At 67.9% G+C, this 16,630-nt stretch carries 14 protein-coding genes and 1 pseudogene; 11 read left to right on the top strand and 4 right to left on the bottom strand.

What is annotated here, in order from left to right:
• The first annotated feature begins 21 nt into the window (after positions 1 to 21).
• The 5 genes from ACZ39I_RS39600 to ACZ39I_RS39580 are packed head-to-tail and all read left to right on the top strand — an operon-like array spanning position 22 to position 7,006.
• Entirely contained in the window at positions 22 to 351 is a 330-nt protein-coding gene (locus ACZ39I_RS39600; protein WP_467250274.1) for an acyl carrier protein, read from the top strand.
• Positions 344 to 4,177 (top strand): type I polyketide synthase, encoded by a 3,834-nt coding sequence (locus ACZ39I_RS39595; protein ID WP_467250272.1) that lies wholly within the window; start codon positions 344 to 346, stop codon positions 4,175 to 4,177. Before ACZ39I_RS39600 ends, ACZ39I_RS39595 begins: the two co-directional genes overlap by 8 nt.
• Positions 4,174 to 5,745, top strand: coding sequence for a long-chain-fatty-acid--CoA ligase (locus tag ACZ39I_RS39590; protein ID WP_467250270.1), 1,572 nt, complete (start codon positions 4,174 to 4,176; stop codon positions 5,743 to 5,745). Before ACZ39I_RS39595 ends, ACZ39I_RS39590 begins: the two co-directional genes overlap by 4 nt.
• On the top strand, positions 5,742 to 6,518 hold the full coding sequence (locus ACZ39I_RS39585) for a thioesterase II family protein (RefSeq protein WP_467250268.1): 777 nt from the start codon (positions 5,742 to 5,744) through the stop codon (positions 6,516 to 6,518). The genes ACZ39I_RS39590 and ACZ39I_RS39585 overlap by 4 nt, the downstream gene beginning before the upstream one ends.
• 32 nt (positions 6,519 to 6,550) lie before the next feature.
• Positions 6,551 to 7,006, top strand: a complete 456-nt coding sequence (locus tag ACZ39I_RS39580; RefSeq protein ID WP_467250266.1) for a nuclear transport factor 2 family protein — start codon at positions 6,551 to 6,553, stop codon at positions 7,004 to 7,006.
• A gap of 132 nt (positions 7,007 to 7,138) precedes the next feature.
• Here ACZ39I_RS39580 and ACZ39I_RS39575 read toward each other — a convergent pair whose 3' ends face one another.
• On the bottom strand, positions 7,139 to 8,974 hold the full coding sequence (locus ACZ39I_RS39575; RefSeq protein ID WP_467250264.1) for an asparagine synthetase B family protein: 1,836 nt from the start codon (positions 8,972 to 8,974) through the stop codon (positions 7,139 to 7,141).
• A 54-nt stretch (positions 8,975 to 9,028) separates the two neighbouring features.
• Positions 9,029 to 10,462: a pyridoxal phosphate-dependent decarboxylase family protein gene (locus ACZ39I_RS39570; protein WP_467250262.1), complete on the bottom strand. Its 1,434-nt coding sequence runs from the start codon at positions 10,460 to 10,462 to the stop codon at positions 9,029 to 9,031.
• A 168-nt stretch (positions 10,463 to 10,630) separates the two neighbouring features.
• On the opposite strand from ACZ39I_RS39570, the gene ACZ39I_RS39565 reads away from it, so the two are divergent.
• From ACZ39I_RS39565 to ACZ39I_RS39545, 5 genes are all read left to right on the top strand, one after another.
• On the top strand, positions 10,631 to 11,770 hold the full coding sequence (locus ACZ39I_RS39565; protein ID WP_467250260.1) for an acyl-CoA dehydrogenase: 1,140 nt from the start codon (positions 10,631 to 10,633) through the stop codon (positions 11,768 to 11,770).
• 42 nt (positions 11,771 to 11,812) lie between these two features.
• Positions 11,813 to 12,334 (top strand): hypothetical protein, encoded by a 522-nt coding sequence (locus ACZ39I_RS39560; protein WP_467250258.1) that lies wholly within the window; start codon positions 11,813 to 11,815, stop codon positions 12,332 to 12,334.
• Positions 12,331 to 12,891, top strand: a complete 561-nt coding sequence (locus ACZ39I_RS39555) for a flavin reductase family protein (RefSeq protein ID WP_467250256.1) — start codon at positions 12,331 to 12,333, stop codon at positions 12,889 to 12,891. Before ACZ39I_RS39560 ends, ACZ39I_RS39555 begins: the two co-directional genes overlap by 4 nt.
• A 19-nt stretch (positions 12,892 to 12,910) precedes the next feature.
• Positions 12,911 to 13,900 (top strand): VlmB-like protein, encoded by a 990-nt coding sequence (locus ACZ39I_RS39550; RefSeq protein ID WP_467250254.1) that lies wholly within the window; start codon positions 12,911 to 12,913, stop codon positions 13,898 to 13,900.
• A 103-nt stretch (positions 13,901 to 14,003) separates the two neighbouring features.
• Entirely contained in the window at positions 14,004 to 14,339 is a 336-nt protein-coding gene (locus tag ACZ39I_RS39545) for a VOC family protein (protein ID WP_467250252.1), read from the top strand.
• Between the two features lie 143 nt (positions 14,340 to 14,482).
• Here ACZ39I_RS39545 and ACZ39I_RS39540 read toward each other — a convergent pair.
• Positions 14,483 to 15,107, bottom strand: a pseudogene (locus ACZ39I_RS39540) (transposase family protein).
• An 89-nt stretch (positions 15,108 to 15,196) separates the two neighbouring features.
• Here ACZ39I_RS39540 and ACZ39I_RS39535 point away from each other — a divergent pair.
• On the top strand, positions 15,197 to 16,387 hold the full coding sequence (locus ACZ39I_RS39535; RefSeq protein WP_467250250.1) for a methylated-DNA--[protein]-cysteine S-methyltransferase: 1,191 nt from the start codon (positions 15,197 to 15,199) through the stop codon (positions 16,385 to 16,387).
• A gap of 46 nt (positions 16,388 to 16,433) precedes the next feature.
• Here the strand turns inward: ACZ39I_RS39535 and ACZ39I_RS39530 are convergent, their stop codons facing one another.
• Positions 16,434 to 16,595, bottom strand: coding sequence for a hypothetical protein (locus tag ACZ39I_RS39530; protein WP_467250248.1), 162 nt, complete (start codon positions 16,593 to 16,595; stop codon positions 16,434 to 16,436).
• Positions 16,596 to 16,630: the final 35 nt, after the last annotated feature.

Below are 16,630 nucleotides of genomic sequence, written 5' to 3'. Positions count from 1 at the left end.
GCGGAATAAGGGGCGAGGCATATGACAGATTCTGGTACAGCTCTGCACGAGCTCCGGGAACTACCAAGGTCTGAACGGTCGGAAGCCCTTGAAGAAATCGTTGTCAAAGAGTTCAAGGACACGCTTCTGATGACACCGGATGAAGAGTTTCCCATGTCCGAAAGCTTTTTTGACATGGGATTCACTTCGCTGCGGGTCACCGAGGCCAAGCAGCGTCTTGAGAAACGTCTGGACTGTTCCATCAGTTCCAATGTCCTGTTCAACAACCCGACTGCGGAGCAGTTGATGAGATACCTGATGACCGAGGTGCTCGTCGACCTCTTCCCTGAAGGTTCTGATGCAGATGGCTGAGCCGGCTGGGGGCGGCCGGGGTGATGCTGTCGCCGTCATCGGTGTCGGGCTCCGCTTCCCCGGTGGCAACGACACCCTCGACGGCTTCGCCGACTTTCTGCTGAGCGGTGGCAGCGGCATCGGCCCGCTGCCGCGGGACCGCTGGGACGTCGACGCGTTCACCTCCGACGATGAGCCTGCGTCGGGAGTGATCCGTACCGCCGGAGGCGGCTTCCTGGACCGTATCGACGAGTTCGACCCTCAGTTCTTCAGCATCTCCCCCAAGCAGGCGCAGTACATCGATCCCCAGCAGCGTCTGCTGCTGGAGACGGCATGGGAGGCGTTGGAGAACGCCGGTGTCGATCCGACGAGGGTGCGCGACGGCGGTGTGTACATCGGTGCCACACCGTTCGACCAGGCCATGGAGCTGGACTCGGTGCCGTACGACAAGCTCGATGCGGCACTCGCGACAGGCATGGGCGCCTACCCGCTGTCCGGGCGGCTGTCGTACTTCCTGCGCTGGCACGGCCCGAGCCTGACGACGGACACCGCCTGCGCCTCGTCGCTGACGGCCCTGCACATGGCGATGGCGGGTCTGCGGGAGGGTGAGTGCGACATCGCATTGTGCGGCGGGGTCAACGCGCTGCACCACCCCAAGATCTTCGCGATCCTCTCGCAAGGCGGGATGCTGGCGCCCGACGGACGCTGCAAGACCTTCGACGACGCCGCGGACGGATACGCACGGGCCGAGGGTTGCGGGGTCCTGGTGCTCAAACGTCTAGCCGACGCCGAGCGCGACGGGGACCAGGTACTGGCGATCGTCCGCTCGACCGCCATCGGGCACAACGGCGAGAGCGCGGGGCTGACCGCTCCCAACGGCACGTCCCAGGAAGTGGTCATGCGTCGGGCCCTGGCCCGAGCGGGCCTGGAGCCTGGGGACATCCAGTACGTGGAGGCACACGGTACGGGCACGTCGCTGGGAGACCCCATCGAAATGGGCTCGATCAACGGTGTGTTCGGAGCCGCTCACCGGGACGGAGAGACGCTCACCGTCGGCTCGGTGAAGTCGAACATCGGGCACATGGAGCCGGTCGCCGGGATCGGCGGGATCATCAAGGTGATCCTCCAGATGCGGGACGGGGTGTACTACCCGCATCTGTATTCCACGCCGTCGGGGCGCATCCCTTGGGAGAAGTACCCCGTGCGCATCCCCACCAGCTGCACGCCCTGGCAAGCGCCGGTGCGCCGCGCCATGGTCAACAGCTTCGGCGTGGCCGGCGCCATCGGCATCGCCGTCCTCGAACAGGCCCCTGCCCGACCGGATACCGGCACGCCGGTACACGGGCCACACGTGTTCACCCTGTCGGCCAGGACCGGTGCGGCGCTCCTTGGCCAGATCGAACGTCACCGGAGCTTTCTGGCGGAGCGGCCGCAGACGGGCGTGGCGGATCTGTGCCTGACCCGCAACGTGGGGCGCGCGCATTTCAACCACCGCATCGCCGGTGTCGTCCGGGGTACTGCCGATGTGGTCGACCTGCTGGAACGGCAGGCGCAGAGGCTGGCCGACGGCGAACGCGCCTCGGGCGATCTGCGCAAGGTCACGTTCTTGTTCACCGGTTCCGGGTCGCAATACATCGGCATGGGCGAGACGCTGTACCGCCGCTATCCGGTGTTCCGCCGGCACCTCGACGAATGTGACCGGTTGTTCGCTGGGCACCTGGGCAGATCCATCAGCGAGATCATGTTCGGCACGGCTCCCGACGCCGAGGAGCGGCTTGCCGAGACGCTGTACACCCACTCGGCGCTCTTCGCGCTGGAGTACGCCGTCGCCAGACTGTGGCAGTCCTGGGGGGTCCGGCCCAATGTGCTGCTCGGGCACAGTGTCGGCGAAGTGGCCGCGGCGACGGTGGCCGGCCTGTTCACGCTGGCCGACGGGATCAACTTCCTGGTGGATCGCGCCCGGTTGATCGAGTCGGTCTCGGTACCCGGGGCCATGGTCGCCGTGGCAGCGCCAGTCTCCGATGTCCGATCACTGCTGGCCGCACTGCCCGATGTGGACATCTGCGCCGTCAACTCCCCTCAGCAGTGCGTCGTTTCCGGCGGCGCCGCGTCCGTGCAGCGGATCACCGGGACGCTTCGCGAGCAGGGGGTCAGGGTCACTGAGATGCGTGTCTCCTCAGCCTTCCACTCGCCGCTGATGGACGAGATCCTCGATCCGCTGCGCGAGGCACTGGCGCGCGTCACCTTCAAGGATCCGTCCCTGACGCTGGTTTCCTGCCTCACAGGCAAAGTGGCCACCCCCCGAGAACTGTCCACTGCCGAATACTGGGTTCGCCACGTGCGCGAGACCGTCGACTTCGAGGCCGGCATCCGCGCGGTCGCCGGCCGCGGGAATCACGTCTTCGTCGAGGTGGGTCCCTCCTCCGCCCTCGGAACGCTGGCCAAACGGTGCCTGCCGGACGGCAAACACCGCTGGCTCACCAGCCTGCGTCCGCGCGACGAGGAGGGCCGGTCAATCCACCAGGCGCTGGCCGACGCGTACACCGCGGGGCTTCAGGTGGCCTGGGCAGCCGTCCATGAGGCAGGGGGCGGGCGCCGTATCGCCCTGCCCCCGTACGCCTTCGACCGCAAGCGATACTGGCTGCCCGACCAGATCGGCCGGCACGGCCTCGGTGCGGCTTCGAGCGTGCATCCCCTGTTGGGCGCCGAAACGCGCCGCGGGTCCGGTGACGGCGGGAGCGGCCGTGAGTTCGTGACGCGGATCAGTGCGCAGAACCCGGCCTATCTCGCCGATCACACCCTGCGCGGCCGGCCGTTCATGCCCGCGGGCGCCTACGTCGAAGCGGTCCTGGCGCTCATGGACGCGGTGTATGGCACCACCGTGCGGCCGGTGCAGGAGATCCGCTTCCACGAAGCACTGTTTCTCAGCAGCCGGCCGGTCGAGGTGCGCACCCGCTGCACCGAGCGGGCCGACGGCTTCGCTGACGTGGAGATCGTGAGCCGGGTCTTCGGGGAGACCAGCGCCACTGAGCGGCGGCACGCCACCGCGGTGCTCTCCCCGGCACGTGATGCGGTCCTGTCCGGCACCGGCCGAGACCTCCAGGCGCGGGCAGCCGCATCCGGGCAGCCGGAGGGCCGGTTGGAGGCGGAGGAGGTGCACGCGGCGTACACCGCCGCGGGGCTGGAGTACGGTCCGCAGTTCTCCCGGGTCGGCGAAGTGCTCTGGTACGGGGCGGGCTTCGCGCTCAGTCAGCTGCACGGCCTGGACATCCTGGAGTCGGAGCACCTGCCACCGCCGCTGTTCGACGCGGCCACGCAGGGTCTCGCCGCCCTGGTGGACCGTGACCGGTCCTACATGTCGGTGGGTATCTCCTCGGTGCGAGTGTTCAAGAAGCCCCGTGCGGCACGCCTGCGGGCCGCGCTGCGGATCAGGCCGGCGGACGACGGCGAGACGGCCTTCGCCGCGGACGCGCTGCTGATGGAGGGCAACAGGCCGGTCCTGGAGATTCTGGGAATGGCGTTCCGGGAAGTGGCCGCGGTTCCTGCGCCCGTGGCCGAGAAGCAGCTCGTCGACCGGGCCGCCGCGCCGGCGGAGCAGACCGGATCGCCCGAGGTGCTCCTGCGCGAGGCCGTCGCACGGCTGTTGCGGCTCGGCAGTGCGCAGGACATCGACGCGGACACCTCGTTCCTGGACCTCGGCATGGATTCCCTGACCGCGGCGGAACTGCGGGGCGTGCTGGAGGCCGAACTGCACACATCGCTTCCGCCACAGGTCGTCTTCGACCACCCCTCCATCGAGCAGCTCGTGGAGTTTCTGGAAAAGCGGGACGTGAAGGAGCGGATATGAGCGATTACGAGAAGAAGACGATCACCGCCAGGTCCGCCCTGCACGCACTGCAACGTCCCGACGTCGCCGCCTTGGTCGTCGAGGGGCGTGAGGTGACGTACGGCCAGTTGCACAAGGAGAGCAACCGCACTGCGCACGCACTCCTGCGCGCCGGGCTCAGCCGCGGCACCCGAGTGGCCTACCTCGGCAAGGAGTCCGAGCACTATTACGAACTCGTCATCGCCTGCGCGAAGGCCCAGACGGTGCTGGTTCCCGTCAACTGGCGGTTGATCAAGGACGAAGTGGATCACATCCTGCGTGACTCGCGTGCGGAAATCCTCTTCGTGGAGCGTGAGTTCCTGCAGGTGGTGAAACGCATGCGGGGCGACCTGCCGTTCCTGCGGACGGTCGTGGAGATGGACGGCGCGGAGCAGCGAGCGGCCGGCTTCCTGGCCTGGAAGGCCGGCACGCCGGATACCGATCCGGGCCTGGACGTGGACCCCGAGGATCCGATCGCCCAGATGTACACCAGTGGCACCACCGGCCTGCCCAAGGGCGTGGTGCTGCCCCACCGGTCGTTCTTCACCTTCATCGAGAACATGCAGCGGCACGGGGTGGATTGGATCGACTGGCGCCCCGAGGACCGCAGCCTCACCTGCTTCCCGGGTCTGCACGCGGGGGGCTACGCCTGGTTCCTGCACTGCTTCAACGTCGGCGCCACCAGTGTGGTCATGCGGATGTTCGTCGCCGAAGAGGCGGTACGGCTCATCCGGGACGAGCGCGTGACGACGGTCTGGGCGGCGCCTGCGATGCTGCAGATCATGCTGGACGAGCCAGCGGCGAGCCCGGAGGCGTTCGCATCCCTGCGCAAGATCGTCTACGGCGGCTCTCCGATCGACTACGAGCTGATGGTCCGCTGCATCAAGGAGTTCGGATGCGAACTCGCCCAGGCCTACGCCTCGGCGGAGACCGGAAGCTTCGTGACGTGCCTGACGCCTGCCGAGCACATTCCCGGCAGCCCGCTGATGGCCTCGGCCGGCCGGGTGTGCCCGGGTAACGACGTCAAGATCGTCGACGACGACGGCACCGAATTGCCGGCCGGGCAGACAGGGCGTATCTGTCTGCGCAGCCCCGCACGTTTCACGGAGTACTGGCAGCAGCCGGAAGCGACCCGGAAGATGATCGTGGGTGACTGGCTGTACATGGGAGATGCCGGCTACCTCGATGACAACGGCTATCTGTTCCTGCGGGACCGGATCAACGACACGATCATCGTCGCCGGGCAGAACATCTACCCGGTGGAGGTCGAGAACGCCTTGCGCGGACATGACGCTGTCGCCGATGTCGCGGTGTTCGGCGTCAACGACCCCCGTTGGGGCGAGGTCGTCCGTGCCGCCGTGGTGTGCCGTGCCGGTGTGGCGCAGCCGACCGAACGCGAGCTGATGGTCTTTCTGCGTGGTCGCATCGCCGACTACAAGATTCCGGGCGGTTACGTGTTCCTGGAGAGCCTGCCGCGCAATCCGACCGGCAAGGTGCTGCGCCGGGTGCTGCGCGACCGGTATGCCGGTGCTCCGGCCGGGCAGAAGTGACGACGAGTCCAAGGGCGAGCGGGACATCGGCCAAGTGGCTTCACCCGGCCGAGTCCGACCCCGAGGCGCAGGCGTCGCTGTTCCTCTTCCACTACAGCGGCGGCGGCATGTCGATGTACAGCCAGTGGCCCGGCTTCCTGCCACCGAGCGTCGAGTGCCGCCGGGTCCAGCTGCCGGGCCGCCAGGACCGCGTCGACGACCCTCCATTCACCGAGCTTGCCCCGCTCGTCGCAGCACTGTGCGAAATGATCGCCCAGGAGCTCGACGACCGGCCCTACGCGTTGTTCGGCCACTCCATGGGGGCGCTGCTCGCCTATCGCGTGGCCGTCGCGATGGATCGCGCCGGGCACACGCGACCTGCGCTCGTGGGCGTGTCAGGCTGGGCGCCAGAGGGCTTTTCCATGCCCAGCCAGGGCCTCGCCGAGGGGCCTGACGAAGAGATCGTCGCACTTTTGCGTGAGCTGGGCACCGTTCCCGACGAGGCCCTGGACAGCCGTGAGCTGTCTGCGATGGTGATCGCGCCCATGCGGGCCGACCTCGCCGTGTGTGCCGACTACCGGGACGACCAGGCCTCGGTGCGCTGTCCGCTGGTGGCCTACGGCGGGCGCGACGATCCGTACCTGGCGCCCGACGCCCTGCGGTCCTGGGCGACACGCGGCCCCGCTTTCCTCGGCGTCCGTGAGTTTCCCGGCGGCCACTTCTTCATCCATGACCACGGCCCCGGGATCGCGATGGACCTGGCGCAGTTGCTGCACCGGCACATCGCGTGCTGACACCCGCTCCACCCAACAACCAGGAGGACACCATGACGCTACCCACTCCGAACCGGCTGGCGGAGGCGTACGTCAAGCTGTGGAACGAGCCCGACCCGGACCTGAGGCGGGAGGGCGTCAAGAAGCTGTACACCCCGGACGCCACCTACATCATGTACCGGCGCGACCCGTTCCACGGGCACGACGTCATCACCGAGCAGATCAAGTACACCTACGACATCTACTTCCCGCTCGGCTATCACTTCCAGTCGTGCTACAACGCCATCGGACACCACAACCTCGTCCGGTTCAGCTGGGTGATGGTGTCGGACGAGACAGCCGAGGTGGAGATGGCGGGTCAGAACACCGTCCTCCTCGCTGAGGACGGCCGGATCCAGGCCGACTACCAGTTCCACGAGAAGATCCCGACTGCGTTCGTCTACAACGACGGCTACGAGGAGACGGGCGTGGTGACCCGGCCGGCCAAGCCCATTCTGGTGCGCGGCTGACCCGCAGGACCTGGGCATCGGCGCCGGGTCCGAAACACCCGGGGGGCGCCCGGCACCAAGTGCCGGGCGCCCCCCGGTGTCCTGTCGCGGCCCGGCCCGGTGCGGGGTGCCGGGGCCGCGTAGCAGGCGGGTTCAGGCGGCGAGCGCCGATTCCAGCGGCGCGTCGTCGAAGGGCTGGACCGGGCGCAGCGCACGCAGTTCCTGGTTCCACAGCTCGTAGACGAGCAAGGCCCACAGGGCCTTGGCCTGGCTCGAGGAGGGCTCCTGGAACTGGTCGGCGAGCAGAGACTTCACGGCGACCGGGTCCAGCCGGCCGTCGCTGCGCAGGTGGCCCGAAGTCAGCGTGTCGTGGGCCAGTTCCATCAGCGGGGTGCCTGGTACGAGCATCGCCTCGGAAAGGCAGGTGCGGGCGGTGCGGGGCTGCCGAAGCAGGGCATCGGGCAGCAGCAGCCGCCCCGCCTCGTAGAGCATCGTCGCTCGGCGCCCGTCGCCGGCCGCCTCGGGACGCAGGGACGTCACCGTGGCGGACTGAAGGTACGGCAGCCGTGCCTGAACGGCCCACGCGGCGCTCAGGTGGTCGAGTCGGCGCAGGTGGTAGGCGGACAGCTGGCCGGTCTCGAAGGCGGTGACGGCCGTGGAACGGGCGGGCGGACCCGAGGCCAGGGAGGCGGCCAGGCGGTCGGCGGTCGCTCCGAGGGACGACAAGTACTCCCGGTATTCCGCCGAGTAGAGGGATTCGCGCAAGGAACGGGGCACGGCCGCCAGCGACTCGACGTACGACGATATCCAGTTGCCGCCGTCATGGCTGGCATCGGCCTCTTGGAGGGGTGCTGCCGGTGTGGCGGCGAACACCGGGGCGGCGCCCTCTGCCGTCAGGGCGACGGTGAATCCCGCTGCTCTGACGGCACGGAAGGCGACGTACGTACTGAGCGCGGCGGGATCGGCGTTGGGCTGGCCCAGGTGCCAGATCGTGCGGGGCAGCAGTTCAGGAAGGTCCGCGGGGCCGATGACGAGTTCGTGGTGTACGGTGCCGTTGCGCCGGGCCACGCGGCCTGCCGTGGCGTGTTCGGTGACGGACCGCCGACCGTTGTAGGAGACGTGGAAACTGTGCAGCGGCGCGTCCTCGACCTCCTTTCGGTGTCGGGCCGCCACCGCGGTGAGCAGGCGGGAGCCGGGATCGTCGGTCATCACCGAGCAGACCGGCATATCGGTAGGGGTGAGTCGGGCCACTTCCTCCTGCAAGGCGGTGTCGACCTGTGCCCCGTCGGCGGGCCGCGAGGGAACGCTTCGCCGCCACACGCGCAAACCAGTGCCGCCCGCAGCCACTGCGAGGGCTGCGGGCGGCAGGGTCCTGATGCCCTTGAGGATGGTTTGGCTGCCCAGACAGGTTCCGGTCGTCAGGTATTCGTCCAGGCCTGGTCCCCGCTCGTGTGCGGGGACCTGGGAGAAGGCCAGCAGTCCGGACAGCTCGGACGAGATGTGCACCTGGCCATCGGGGCTGGTGTGGTAGTACAGGGTCTTCATGCCCTGGTCGTCGGTGGCCAGGACCAGTTTGGGCTCGGTGCGCACATCGACAAGGGCGACCGCGAACATCCCTTCCAGGTACTGCGCGAAGCCTGTGCCGTACTCGGCGTAGAGTGCTGGCAGTATGGCGCCGTCACAGGGGTCGGCTAAGCGGTGGCCACGGGTTCTCAGTCGGCGCCGTAGGCTGTGGTGGTTGTAGATCTCCCCGTCGAGAACGGCGATGATCCCCGGCAGATGGCGCAGCCTGTACGGCTGACGGCCTGTTTCAGGGTCGGTGACCGCGAGCCTGTTGCAGCCCAGTGCCCAGCCGCGGCCCTTCGCGATGCCTCTGCCGTCCCGTCCTCCGTGGGCCTGGCGGCTGGAGGCGGCGGCCAGTTCCGGATCTGTGACCCTGGCGGCGAACGAAGCGAAGATCCTGGACACGGCGAGCCCTTCCAGTTCCATCGGTTCTCGATGGAGATCGTTGAGTGGGGTCGGACGAAGCGGCGGGGCTGTCGCTCACGAAGAGCTCTTGCGTGAGGACGGCGACGCGGAGACCGTGCCCGTCACCTGGGCCAGTGTCTTGCGGATCTCCTCGACGGTTCGGTCGACGTCCGTTTCCGTGGTGCGCCAGGAGGTGACGGAGATACGCATCGCCAGCGCGCCGCCCCAGGTCGTCTCCCCGAACCAGCAGACGCCGCCGGTCTGCAGCTGCTTGATCACTTTTCGGGTGAGGGTGTCGTCGTTGCCGAAACGCACCAGAACCTGGTTGAGCGTGACGTCGTTGAGGATCTGGGCCTGCGGCACGGCCTCCAACTCCGTCACGAAGCGGCGTGCGTTGGCGCAGCAGCGGTCGATGATGTCGGCCACCCCGGTGCGGCCCAAGGTGCGCAGGGCCGCCCAGACCGGCAGGCTGCGGGCCCTGCGGGAAAGCTCGGGGACCCATTCGATGGCGTCACGCTCCCCCGGGACTCCGGCGGGAAGGTAGTCGGCGCGTGTGTGCAGCATGGCGGCCTGATGTGCCTGCGGGTGGGCCACGAACACCAGTCCGCAGTCGTACGGCACGTTCAGCCACTTGTGCGCGTCGGTCGCCCATGAGTCGGCGCGCTCGGTCCCGGCCACTAGATGGCGCAGCGTGGGGCTGGCCGCGGCCCACAGGCCGAACGCGCCGTCCACGTGTACCCAGGCGGAGTGGCGGTGGGCGACGTCGCAGATGTCGCCGACGGGGTCGATGGCCCCCGAGTTCACATCGCCTATCTGTGCGCAGACGATGGTGGGCCCGTCGCAGTCGGCCAGTACGCGTTCCAGCTCCTCGACGCGCAGCCGGCCTTCACCGTCAGACGACACGACGTGCACTTGGTCGGTGCCGAAGCCGAGGTAGCGCAGGGCGAGGTCGATCGTCAGGTGGCGCTGTTCGCCGACGACTATATGGATGGGCGGGGCGCTGTGCAGGCCGCGGCGTTCCACGTCGCAGCCGGCCGCGGCCAGGACATGGTGGCGTGCCGCGGCCAGTGCGGTCACGTGTGCCATCGCGCAGCCGGTGGGAAAGCCGACGGAGGTGTCGGCGGGCAGCCCGAGCAGGTCTATGAGCCAGCCGGCGGTGATGTGCTCGGCGGTGGCCACGGCGGGGCCGAGGTCGAAGATCCCGCTGTTCTGGTCCCAGGCAGTGGCGATCCAGTCGGCGGCGATCGCGACGGGCAGGGTGCCGCCGACGACGTAACCGAAGTAGCGGGGGCCGGAACTGGCGACCACACCGCCCTCGGCTGCGGCCCGTCCCAGCAGGTCGATGGTCTCGGTGGGCGAAGCTGGCCGCTCCGGCAGTGGCCCGCCCAGCAGCTTCATGAGGTCGTCGGCTCCGGCGGTGGCGCCCACATGCCGCTCGGACAGCCCCGCCAGGTAGTCCATGGCCTGCCCGGACGCGTGCGCCAGAATTTCCCTTTCACCACGGTTCATTTCACCGAAGATAAGACATACCCGCTGACCTGGCGCTGACAGCCACAAAGCCAATACGGCTGATCTCAAAGTCAGTTGAGCGTCAGCTCGATGTCAGTCGACTACTGACATACTCGCTCGACGACGGCCGTCCCGTCCATGCATACATCGCTCAAGGAGGACGCGGCGATGCGATTCCTTGCCTCCGCGCACGAGGCATGCGAGAAATTCCATCCGGGTCTGGCTGCGGCTCTTGAGGCCATACCGCTGACGGAACGTGAAGCCGCGGACAGCCAGGTGCTGGAGATATTCCGTGCCCACGGCGGTGCGGGGCTGCTGGTGCCGAAGGCGTTCGACGGGCAGGAGGCCGATCCCCTGAGTGCGGTACGCACGCAGCGGGCCATCGGGGCGCTGTCACCGTCGCTCGGGGTGGCGACGGTCATGCACCACTTCACCGTGGCCATGCTCTTCAGCCTGGCGGAGACAGCTGACCGTCTGACCCTGGCCCAGACCAAGCTGCTGGCCTCCATCGCCTCGGACGGGTTGCTGCTGTCCTCCGCGTGGGCGGAGGGGCGTACGGACCAGAACATCCTGTTGCCCTCGGTGGTCGCGGAGCCGGTCGGCAACGGTTACCGGGTCAACGGTGAGAAGAAGCCGTGCAGCCTTTCCCGGGCGATGGACCTGCTGACCGCCAGCGTCGCGATCACGGATGCGCAGGGCCGGCAGAGTCTGGCTCTGCTGCTCATTCCGGCGGACTCGCCCGGTATCAGCGTCGAGCCGTTCTGGTCGACGCCCGTTCTCGCCGCCGCGCAGAGCGATCTGGTGCGGCTGAGGGATGTGATGGTGCCGCAGGAATTGGTCATCAGCAGCACTCCGGAGGACCAGCGCCGGCTCGATGATCTCCAGACAGCCGGTTTCACGTGGTTCGAGTTGCTGGTCACCTCCGCGTACACGGGCGTGGCGGCGACGCTGGTGACCCGGGTACTCCAGGCCCGCAGGGGAAGCGAGAGCGACCGGGCCGCCCTCGCGGTGCGTCTGCAGGCGGCGGTGGACCTACAGGAAGGCGCTGCCCGCGCCATCGCTGACGGGGTCGAGGGCGACGAGGCGGTTGGCTCGGTCCTGGTGGCCCGCTACGCGACCCAGGATCTGCTGGCCGCCACGGTCGACGCCGCGACGGAGCTGCTCGGCGGCATGGCCTTCGTCGGCTCTCCCGACGTCGCCTACCTCGCCTCTGCGGTGCGGGCGCTGGCATTCCATCCGCCCTCCCGCGGAAGTCTTGCGACGCAATTGGTCGCTTACTTCGAGGGAAACCCGCTGCACCTTTCCTGATCCTTGAGTCCACCGGCCACGTGCCGATTTACGGAGGGAACTGTGGATCAAAAAAACCCGTTCGAGACACCGAACACATTCCGGTTGCACCGGGCAGAGTATCTCGTGGGTTTCGTGCTGTCGATCGTACTCATCATCGTGCATTTCGGAGAGATCCGCTGGATCCCCTTCATCGCGCTGTTCGCCTACATCGATCTCATCGGCTACATCCCTGGCGCCATCGCCTTCCGCCGCAGTGCCGACGGGCGCATCTCCAAGACGTACTACGTGCTGTACAACAGCATGCACAGTCTGGTCACGCAGAGCGCCGTGGTGGGGTTGTGGTTGTGGCTGGTGGGACCGGAGTGGGCGCTCCTAGCGATCCCGTTCCACGTCCTCGGGGACCGCGGGTTGTTCGGCAACTTCCTCAAGCCCTTCGGGCTCCCCTTCGAGCCGGTCGCCGACCCCCTGTATGCCAGGATCGCGGCGCAGATGCGCGCGCGCACCGCAGGCGCCGGCAACCGGGTACCCGGGCCGAGCGTTCCCGAACGCACATCCGGCATCGCTCAGGAAGCCGGACTGTGAATTCCACACCGTCCGCCGCCGCGGTCGCCACAGCCCGCGGCTCGCGGGGCGTCAGCCCCGAGGCCGCGCGCCGGGCACTGCGCCGTTTCGCCTCGGGCGTCACCGTACTGACCGTCAACCACGCCGGACTGCGGCACGGCACCACTGTCAGCGCCGTGGCGGCCATCTCCCGCGATCCGCTGGTGCTGGGCGTCTGCCTGCGATCTTCTTCCGCCTTTACTGCGCTGGCCTGCGAGGCAGGTGTGTTTTCAGTCAATGTTCTGTCCAGTGAACAGGCGTCTGTGGCACGGCAGTTCGCTGCGTCTGGCCGGCATCAAGGCGACGCGCAGTTCGCCGACGTCGAGTGGACCACGGACGACCTGACCGGCGCCCCACTGATCGACGGCTGTCTGGCCCACATGGCGTGTGCCCTCATCGGAGACCAGGAGATCGGTGATCACCATCTGCTGACGGCGGAGGTGCTGGCCGGCGATCCGGGCCAGGGGGCTCCGCTGCTGGCGTTCGCCGGACAGTTGTGGCACGAGGGGCTCTCGGCTCTGGACACCAACGACACCTGAGGACAAGGAGTGAACTGCGATGACCGCTGACATACCTGTCGAGGCGGACTGGGACGAAGCACCTGGCCTGCTGGAGGGCGCAGGCTCGCTGGCGCTGACCGTCGAGCAGTGCGACCTGGCGTACTGGTTCTCCGCCGTGGCCCAAGGCACCCTGCGCAACCGCCCCCTGGGGTACGCGCCGTCGGCGGTCACGCCCGACCACATGCGTGAACCCGGTCCGCTGCGCGAGGCACTCCGGCTGGAGCTGGCCTACCGGGCGCTGGACGAGGAGGCCGCGACCAAGGTGTTGGCCGACTACGTGGCCACCGCGCCGGGCATCGCCGAGTTGGAGTTCTTCTCCACCCAGCTGCTCGACGAGGCGCGCCACCACATGATCTTCCGCAACCACCTGGTCGACCTGGGCGTGCCCGCGGATGAACTGATGCCGTGGATCCGCAAGGTCGGCGTGGACTACGAGCGGCAGGTCCTGCGGCCGATCAAGGAGTTCGCCCAGACCGTCACGCGGGAGGAGAAGGACTTCATCGGCGGGGTCGTGGCGTTCGCCGTCATCATCGAAGGGGTGCTGGCCGCCTCCACCGAACTCAGCGAGCGCAAGTGGGGGGTACTCGATCCGGTCGCCGGGGAGATCGCCCGTGGCGCCGCGATTGACGAGATCCGCCATCTTGCGGTCGGCAGCTCCATCGTGCGCGAACACCTGCTCAAGCACCCGGAGGACCGCGACCACATCATGGGGGTCCTGCACCGCGGCCGCGAGCTGTGGGGCGAGATCAACGACCGTGACTTCGTCATGCACCGCGAGGAGCTCTTCCAGGAGGGCATGCTCCAGCACCGGGAGCTGCTGACAGACTTCGAGCTGTTCCCGGGGTGCCGGATGCTCGACACCACTCCGCAGTCGCGATGGGACCTCGCGGCCCGTTGGAATGACGAACTGGCCGAATCTCGGCTGAAATACATGGGGATCCCGGAGGCGATCGATCTTCTGCGTGCACGCGCTCCCCGCATCCTGTAGAAATTTCCGGTGTCACACATGCCCGCAGCAGCCGGTTGTCTGGTATGCCAGACAACCGGCTGCTGTCCAGCACCGAGATAACCCGCAATAGGAGACACGAGAGATGGCCATCCAGATCGGCAACGTCTGCGTCGACACCAACGACCTGAAGCGCGCCTCTGAGTTCTGGCAGGCGGTGACCGGGTACAAGGTTTCGTCATCCGACGATTCCACGGTGTACTTCGAGGACCCGGAGCAGAAAGCGGCCGGCCTGTCGCTCCAGTTGGTTCCCGAGAAGCGGCAGGGCAAAAACCGGTTGCACCTGGACTTCTTCACCAGTGACCTGGATGACGAGGTCAAGCGCGTCAAGGGCCTCGGTGCCACCGAAGTCGCTTCCTATGACGGCTGGGTGGTACTGAAGGACCTGGACGGCAACGAGTTCTGCATCTGTGCGGCCTGACGACCGGCAGTGAACGCTGTGGCGGCGGTCCAGCATGGGTTTTACTGGGCCGCCGTCATGCTGTCGCATTCTCGTGGCCGCGCGGCCTTAAATGCTGTACCGTAAATGATCTCTGATTTGCTGGTGGCTTGCCGGTTCCTGCGTCATCCGGCAAGGACGAGGTTGCGCAGGCGGGCGATGCCGAGCATGACGCGGTGGACGCCGTCGCCCTTCGGCCGGCAGTCGCGAAGGATCTTCCAGCCCTTCATCCGGGCGAAGACGGGCTCCACGCACGGTTCCTTGTGGTAGGAGGCATTGTGCTCCTCCTTCCAGTCCTTGAATTCGGTCTGGCCTTTTTCTCGGCGGTGAGGGACGACCAGGCCGGTACCCCGGTAGCCGCCGACTGCGATGACTGTGGTCTTGCCGGCGGCGCCTTTCGCGCCGGACAGCTCCCACACCCCGCAGTCCTTGCGTTGCCTGGGACCGGTCGGCCGACGGCGACGACGAGCCGGGGGTCGGCGTCGTGACGACCTGATGGTTGGCGGAGTACCGGTAGTTCCTGGACACCCTGAACAGCGGGGCCGGTTGGCGCAGGGTCAGGTTCGCGCGCCCGTACGCGGCGATCAGGAACACGCGGTCCTTCAACGGCAGGCTCGAGGACCGGCCCGTGCGCACAGGGTCCGCATCCTCACGCCGGAGTGCGGTGATCAGCTTGCTGAACTGGCGTGGGCTCAGCCCGATGAACGGGGTCGACCAGGAGGATTCCGAGGCTGTGAGCGCACCGGACACGGCAAGATCACATCACCCGTGACCAGCAGTTACGGGACAGCCTTTAGCCCGCTCTCCGGCCGGCAGAAGAGCGAAAGGAACGCGTTGGGATGAACCATGGTTTCACTCTGTTCGACACCGCCATCGGCACCTGCGGGATCGCCTGGAGCGAGCACGGCGTCACCTGCCTGCAACTGCCGGAAGCGGACCGCGCCCGTACCCGCGAGCGGCTGCTGAGCATGGTCCCCGGGGTGCCGGAGAGCACGCCGCCGCCCCACGCGCGTGGCGCCGTCGCCAGTGTGGTGCGGCATCTGCGCGGCGAGCCGGGCGACCTGGCCTCCATCAATCTGGACATGTCGCAGGTGCCACCGTTTCGCCGGCATGTCTACGAAACGGCCCGGGCCATTCCCGCCGGTGAGACCATCACGTATGCGGCGGTGGCCAAGCGGATGGGGCGACCGGGTGCGGCCCGCGCCGTGGGTCAGGCGCTCGCCCGCAATCCTTTCGCGCTGATCGTTCCCTGCCATCGCGTGGTGGCTGCGGGCGGCAAACCTGGCGGCTTCTCCGCCAACGGCGGCGTCACCACGAAACTGGGCCTGCTGGCGATCGAACGTGCCGGCGCGCGCCACCCGGCGGCGGCCGGCGGCCCTGCCGGCGCCTACCCCTTCGATCCGGTCACTGCGGTCGCCTATCTCCGTGCCTCGGACCCCGCACTCGCCGACCTCATCGACAGTGTCGGTCCGTTCGCGATGCCGCTCAATGAGGCGGCAAGCGTCTTCGGCGCACTCGCCGAGGCCATCGTCTACCAGCAGCTGTCGAACAAGGCGGCGGCGACGATCCACGGCCGCGTTCGGGCGCTGTTCCCTGATTCGGGCGAGGGCCTGCTGCCCGAGCAGATCCTCGGCGCCTCCGACGAACAGCTGCGCTCCGCGGGCCTGTCACGGCCGAAGCTGGCGTCGCTGCGCGACCTCGCGTACAAGGTCGATGCCGGGGTGCTGCCGGAGCTGAAGGCGCTCCGGGAGATGGACGACGAGGCCGTCGTCCAGCGCCTGTCGTCGGTGCGCGGCATCGGCCGGTGGACCGCTCAGATGTTCCTCATGTTCCGTCTGGGCCGGCCGGACGTGCTGCCTGTGGACGACTACGGCATTCGCAACGGCTTCTCGATCGCCTTCGGCAAGGAGGCTCTGGCCGATCGTGAAGAGATCGAGGAACGCGGTGCGCTGTGGCGTCCGTTCCGCACGGTGGCCTGCTGGTACCTGTGGGAAGCCGTGGAACGCGCCAAGCAGGGGCCACCGATCTGAGTTCGACAGCCCCGAGAGCCCGTGCCGGAGCCCTCAGCTGATGCGTTCACTCGGGCACGGACTCGATCGCCGCCGCGCGCAGCAGCGCGTCGAGTTCGGCGAGTGCCTCGTCGGCGGCGGCTCCCGCCGCTTCATCGTCAGGAGCCGCGGCTACCGCTCCGAACAGTTCGAAGACGTGCTGCCCAGCGGAGTCGATCCGGTCGGACATCTCTGAATACCCCTCGTCGTCTCGAGCTTGGCGAA

The sequence above is a fragment of the Streptomyces sp. NPDC024687 genome, assembly GCF_055559055.1.
Note: the sequence above shows the minus strand (reverse complement) of the source record. Positions and strands in the feature narration are given on the sequence as shown.

Bases quoted from the DNA above. Each gene is read 5' to 3' on its own strand.
- ACZ39I_RS39570 (WP_467250262.1), bottom strand. From the start codon at position 10,462: ATGAACCGTGGTGAAAGGGAAATTCTGGCGCACGCGTCCGGGCAGGCC.
- ACZ39I_RS39545 (WP_467250252.1), top strand. From the start codon at position 14,004: ATGGCCATCCAGATCGGCAACGTCTGCGTCGACACCAACGACCTGAAG.
- ACZ39I_RS39580 (WP_467250266.1), top strand. From the start codon at position 6,551: ATGACGCTACCCACTCCGAACCGGCTGGCGGAGGCGTACGTCAAGCTG.
- ACZ39I_RS39595 (WP_467250272.1), top strand. From the start codon at position 344: ATGGCTGAGCCGGCTGGGGGCGGCCGGGGTGATGCTGTCGCCGTCATC.
- ACZ39I_RS39600 (WP_467250274.1), top strand. From the start codon at position 22: ATGACAGATTCTGGTACAGCTCTGCACGAGCTCCGGGAACTACCAAGG.
- ACZ39I_RS39590 (WP_467250270.1), top strand. From the start codon at position 4,174: ATGAGCGATTACGAGAAGAAGACGATCACCGCCAGGTCCGCCCTGCAC.
- ACZ39I_RS39550 (WP_467250254.1), top strand. From the start codon at position 12,911: ATGACCGCTGACATACCTGTCGAGGCGGACTGGGACGAAGCACCTGGC.
- ACZ39I_RS39565 (WP_467250260.1), top strand. From the start codon at position 10,631: ATGCGATTCCTTGCCTCCGCGCACGAGGCATGCGAGAAATTCCATCCG.
- ACZ39I_RS39575 (WP_467250264.1), bottom strand. From the start codon at position 8,974: ATGGAACTGGAAGGGCTCGCCGTGTCCAGGATCTTCGCTTCGTTCGCC.
- ACZ39I_RS39530 (WP_467250248.1), bottom strand. From the start codon at position 16,595: ATGTCCGACCGGATCGACTCCGCTGGGCAGCACGTCTTCGAACTGTTC.
- ACZ39I_RS39535 (WP_467250250.1), top strand. From the start codon at position 15,197: ATGAACCATGGTTTCACTCTGTTCGACACCGCCATCGGCACCTGCGGG.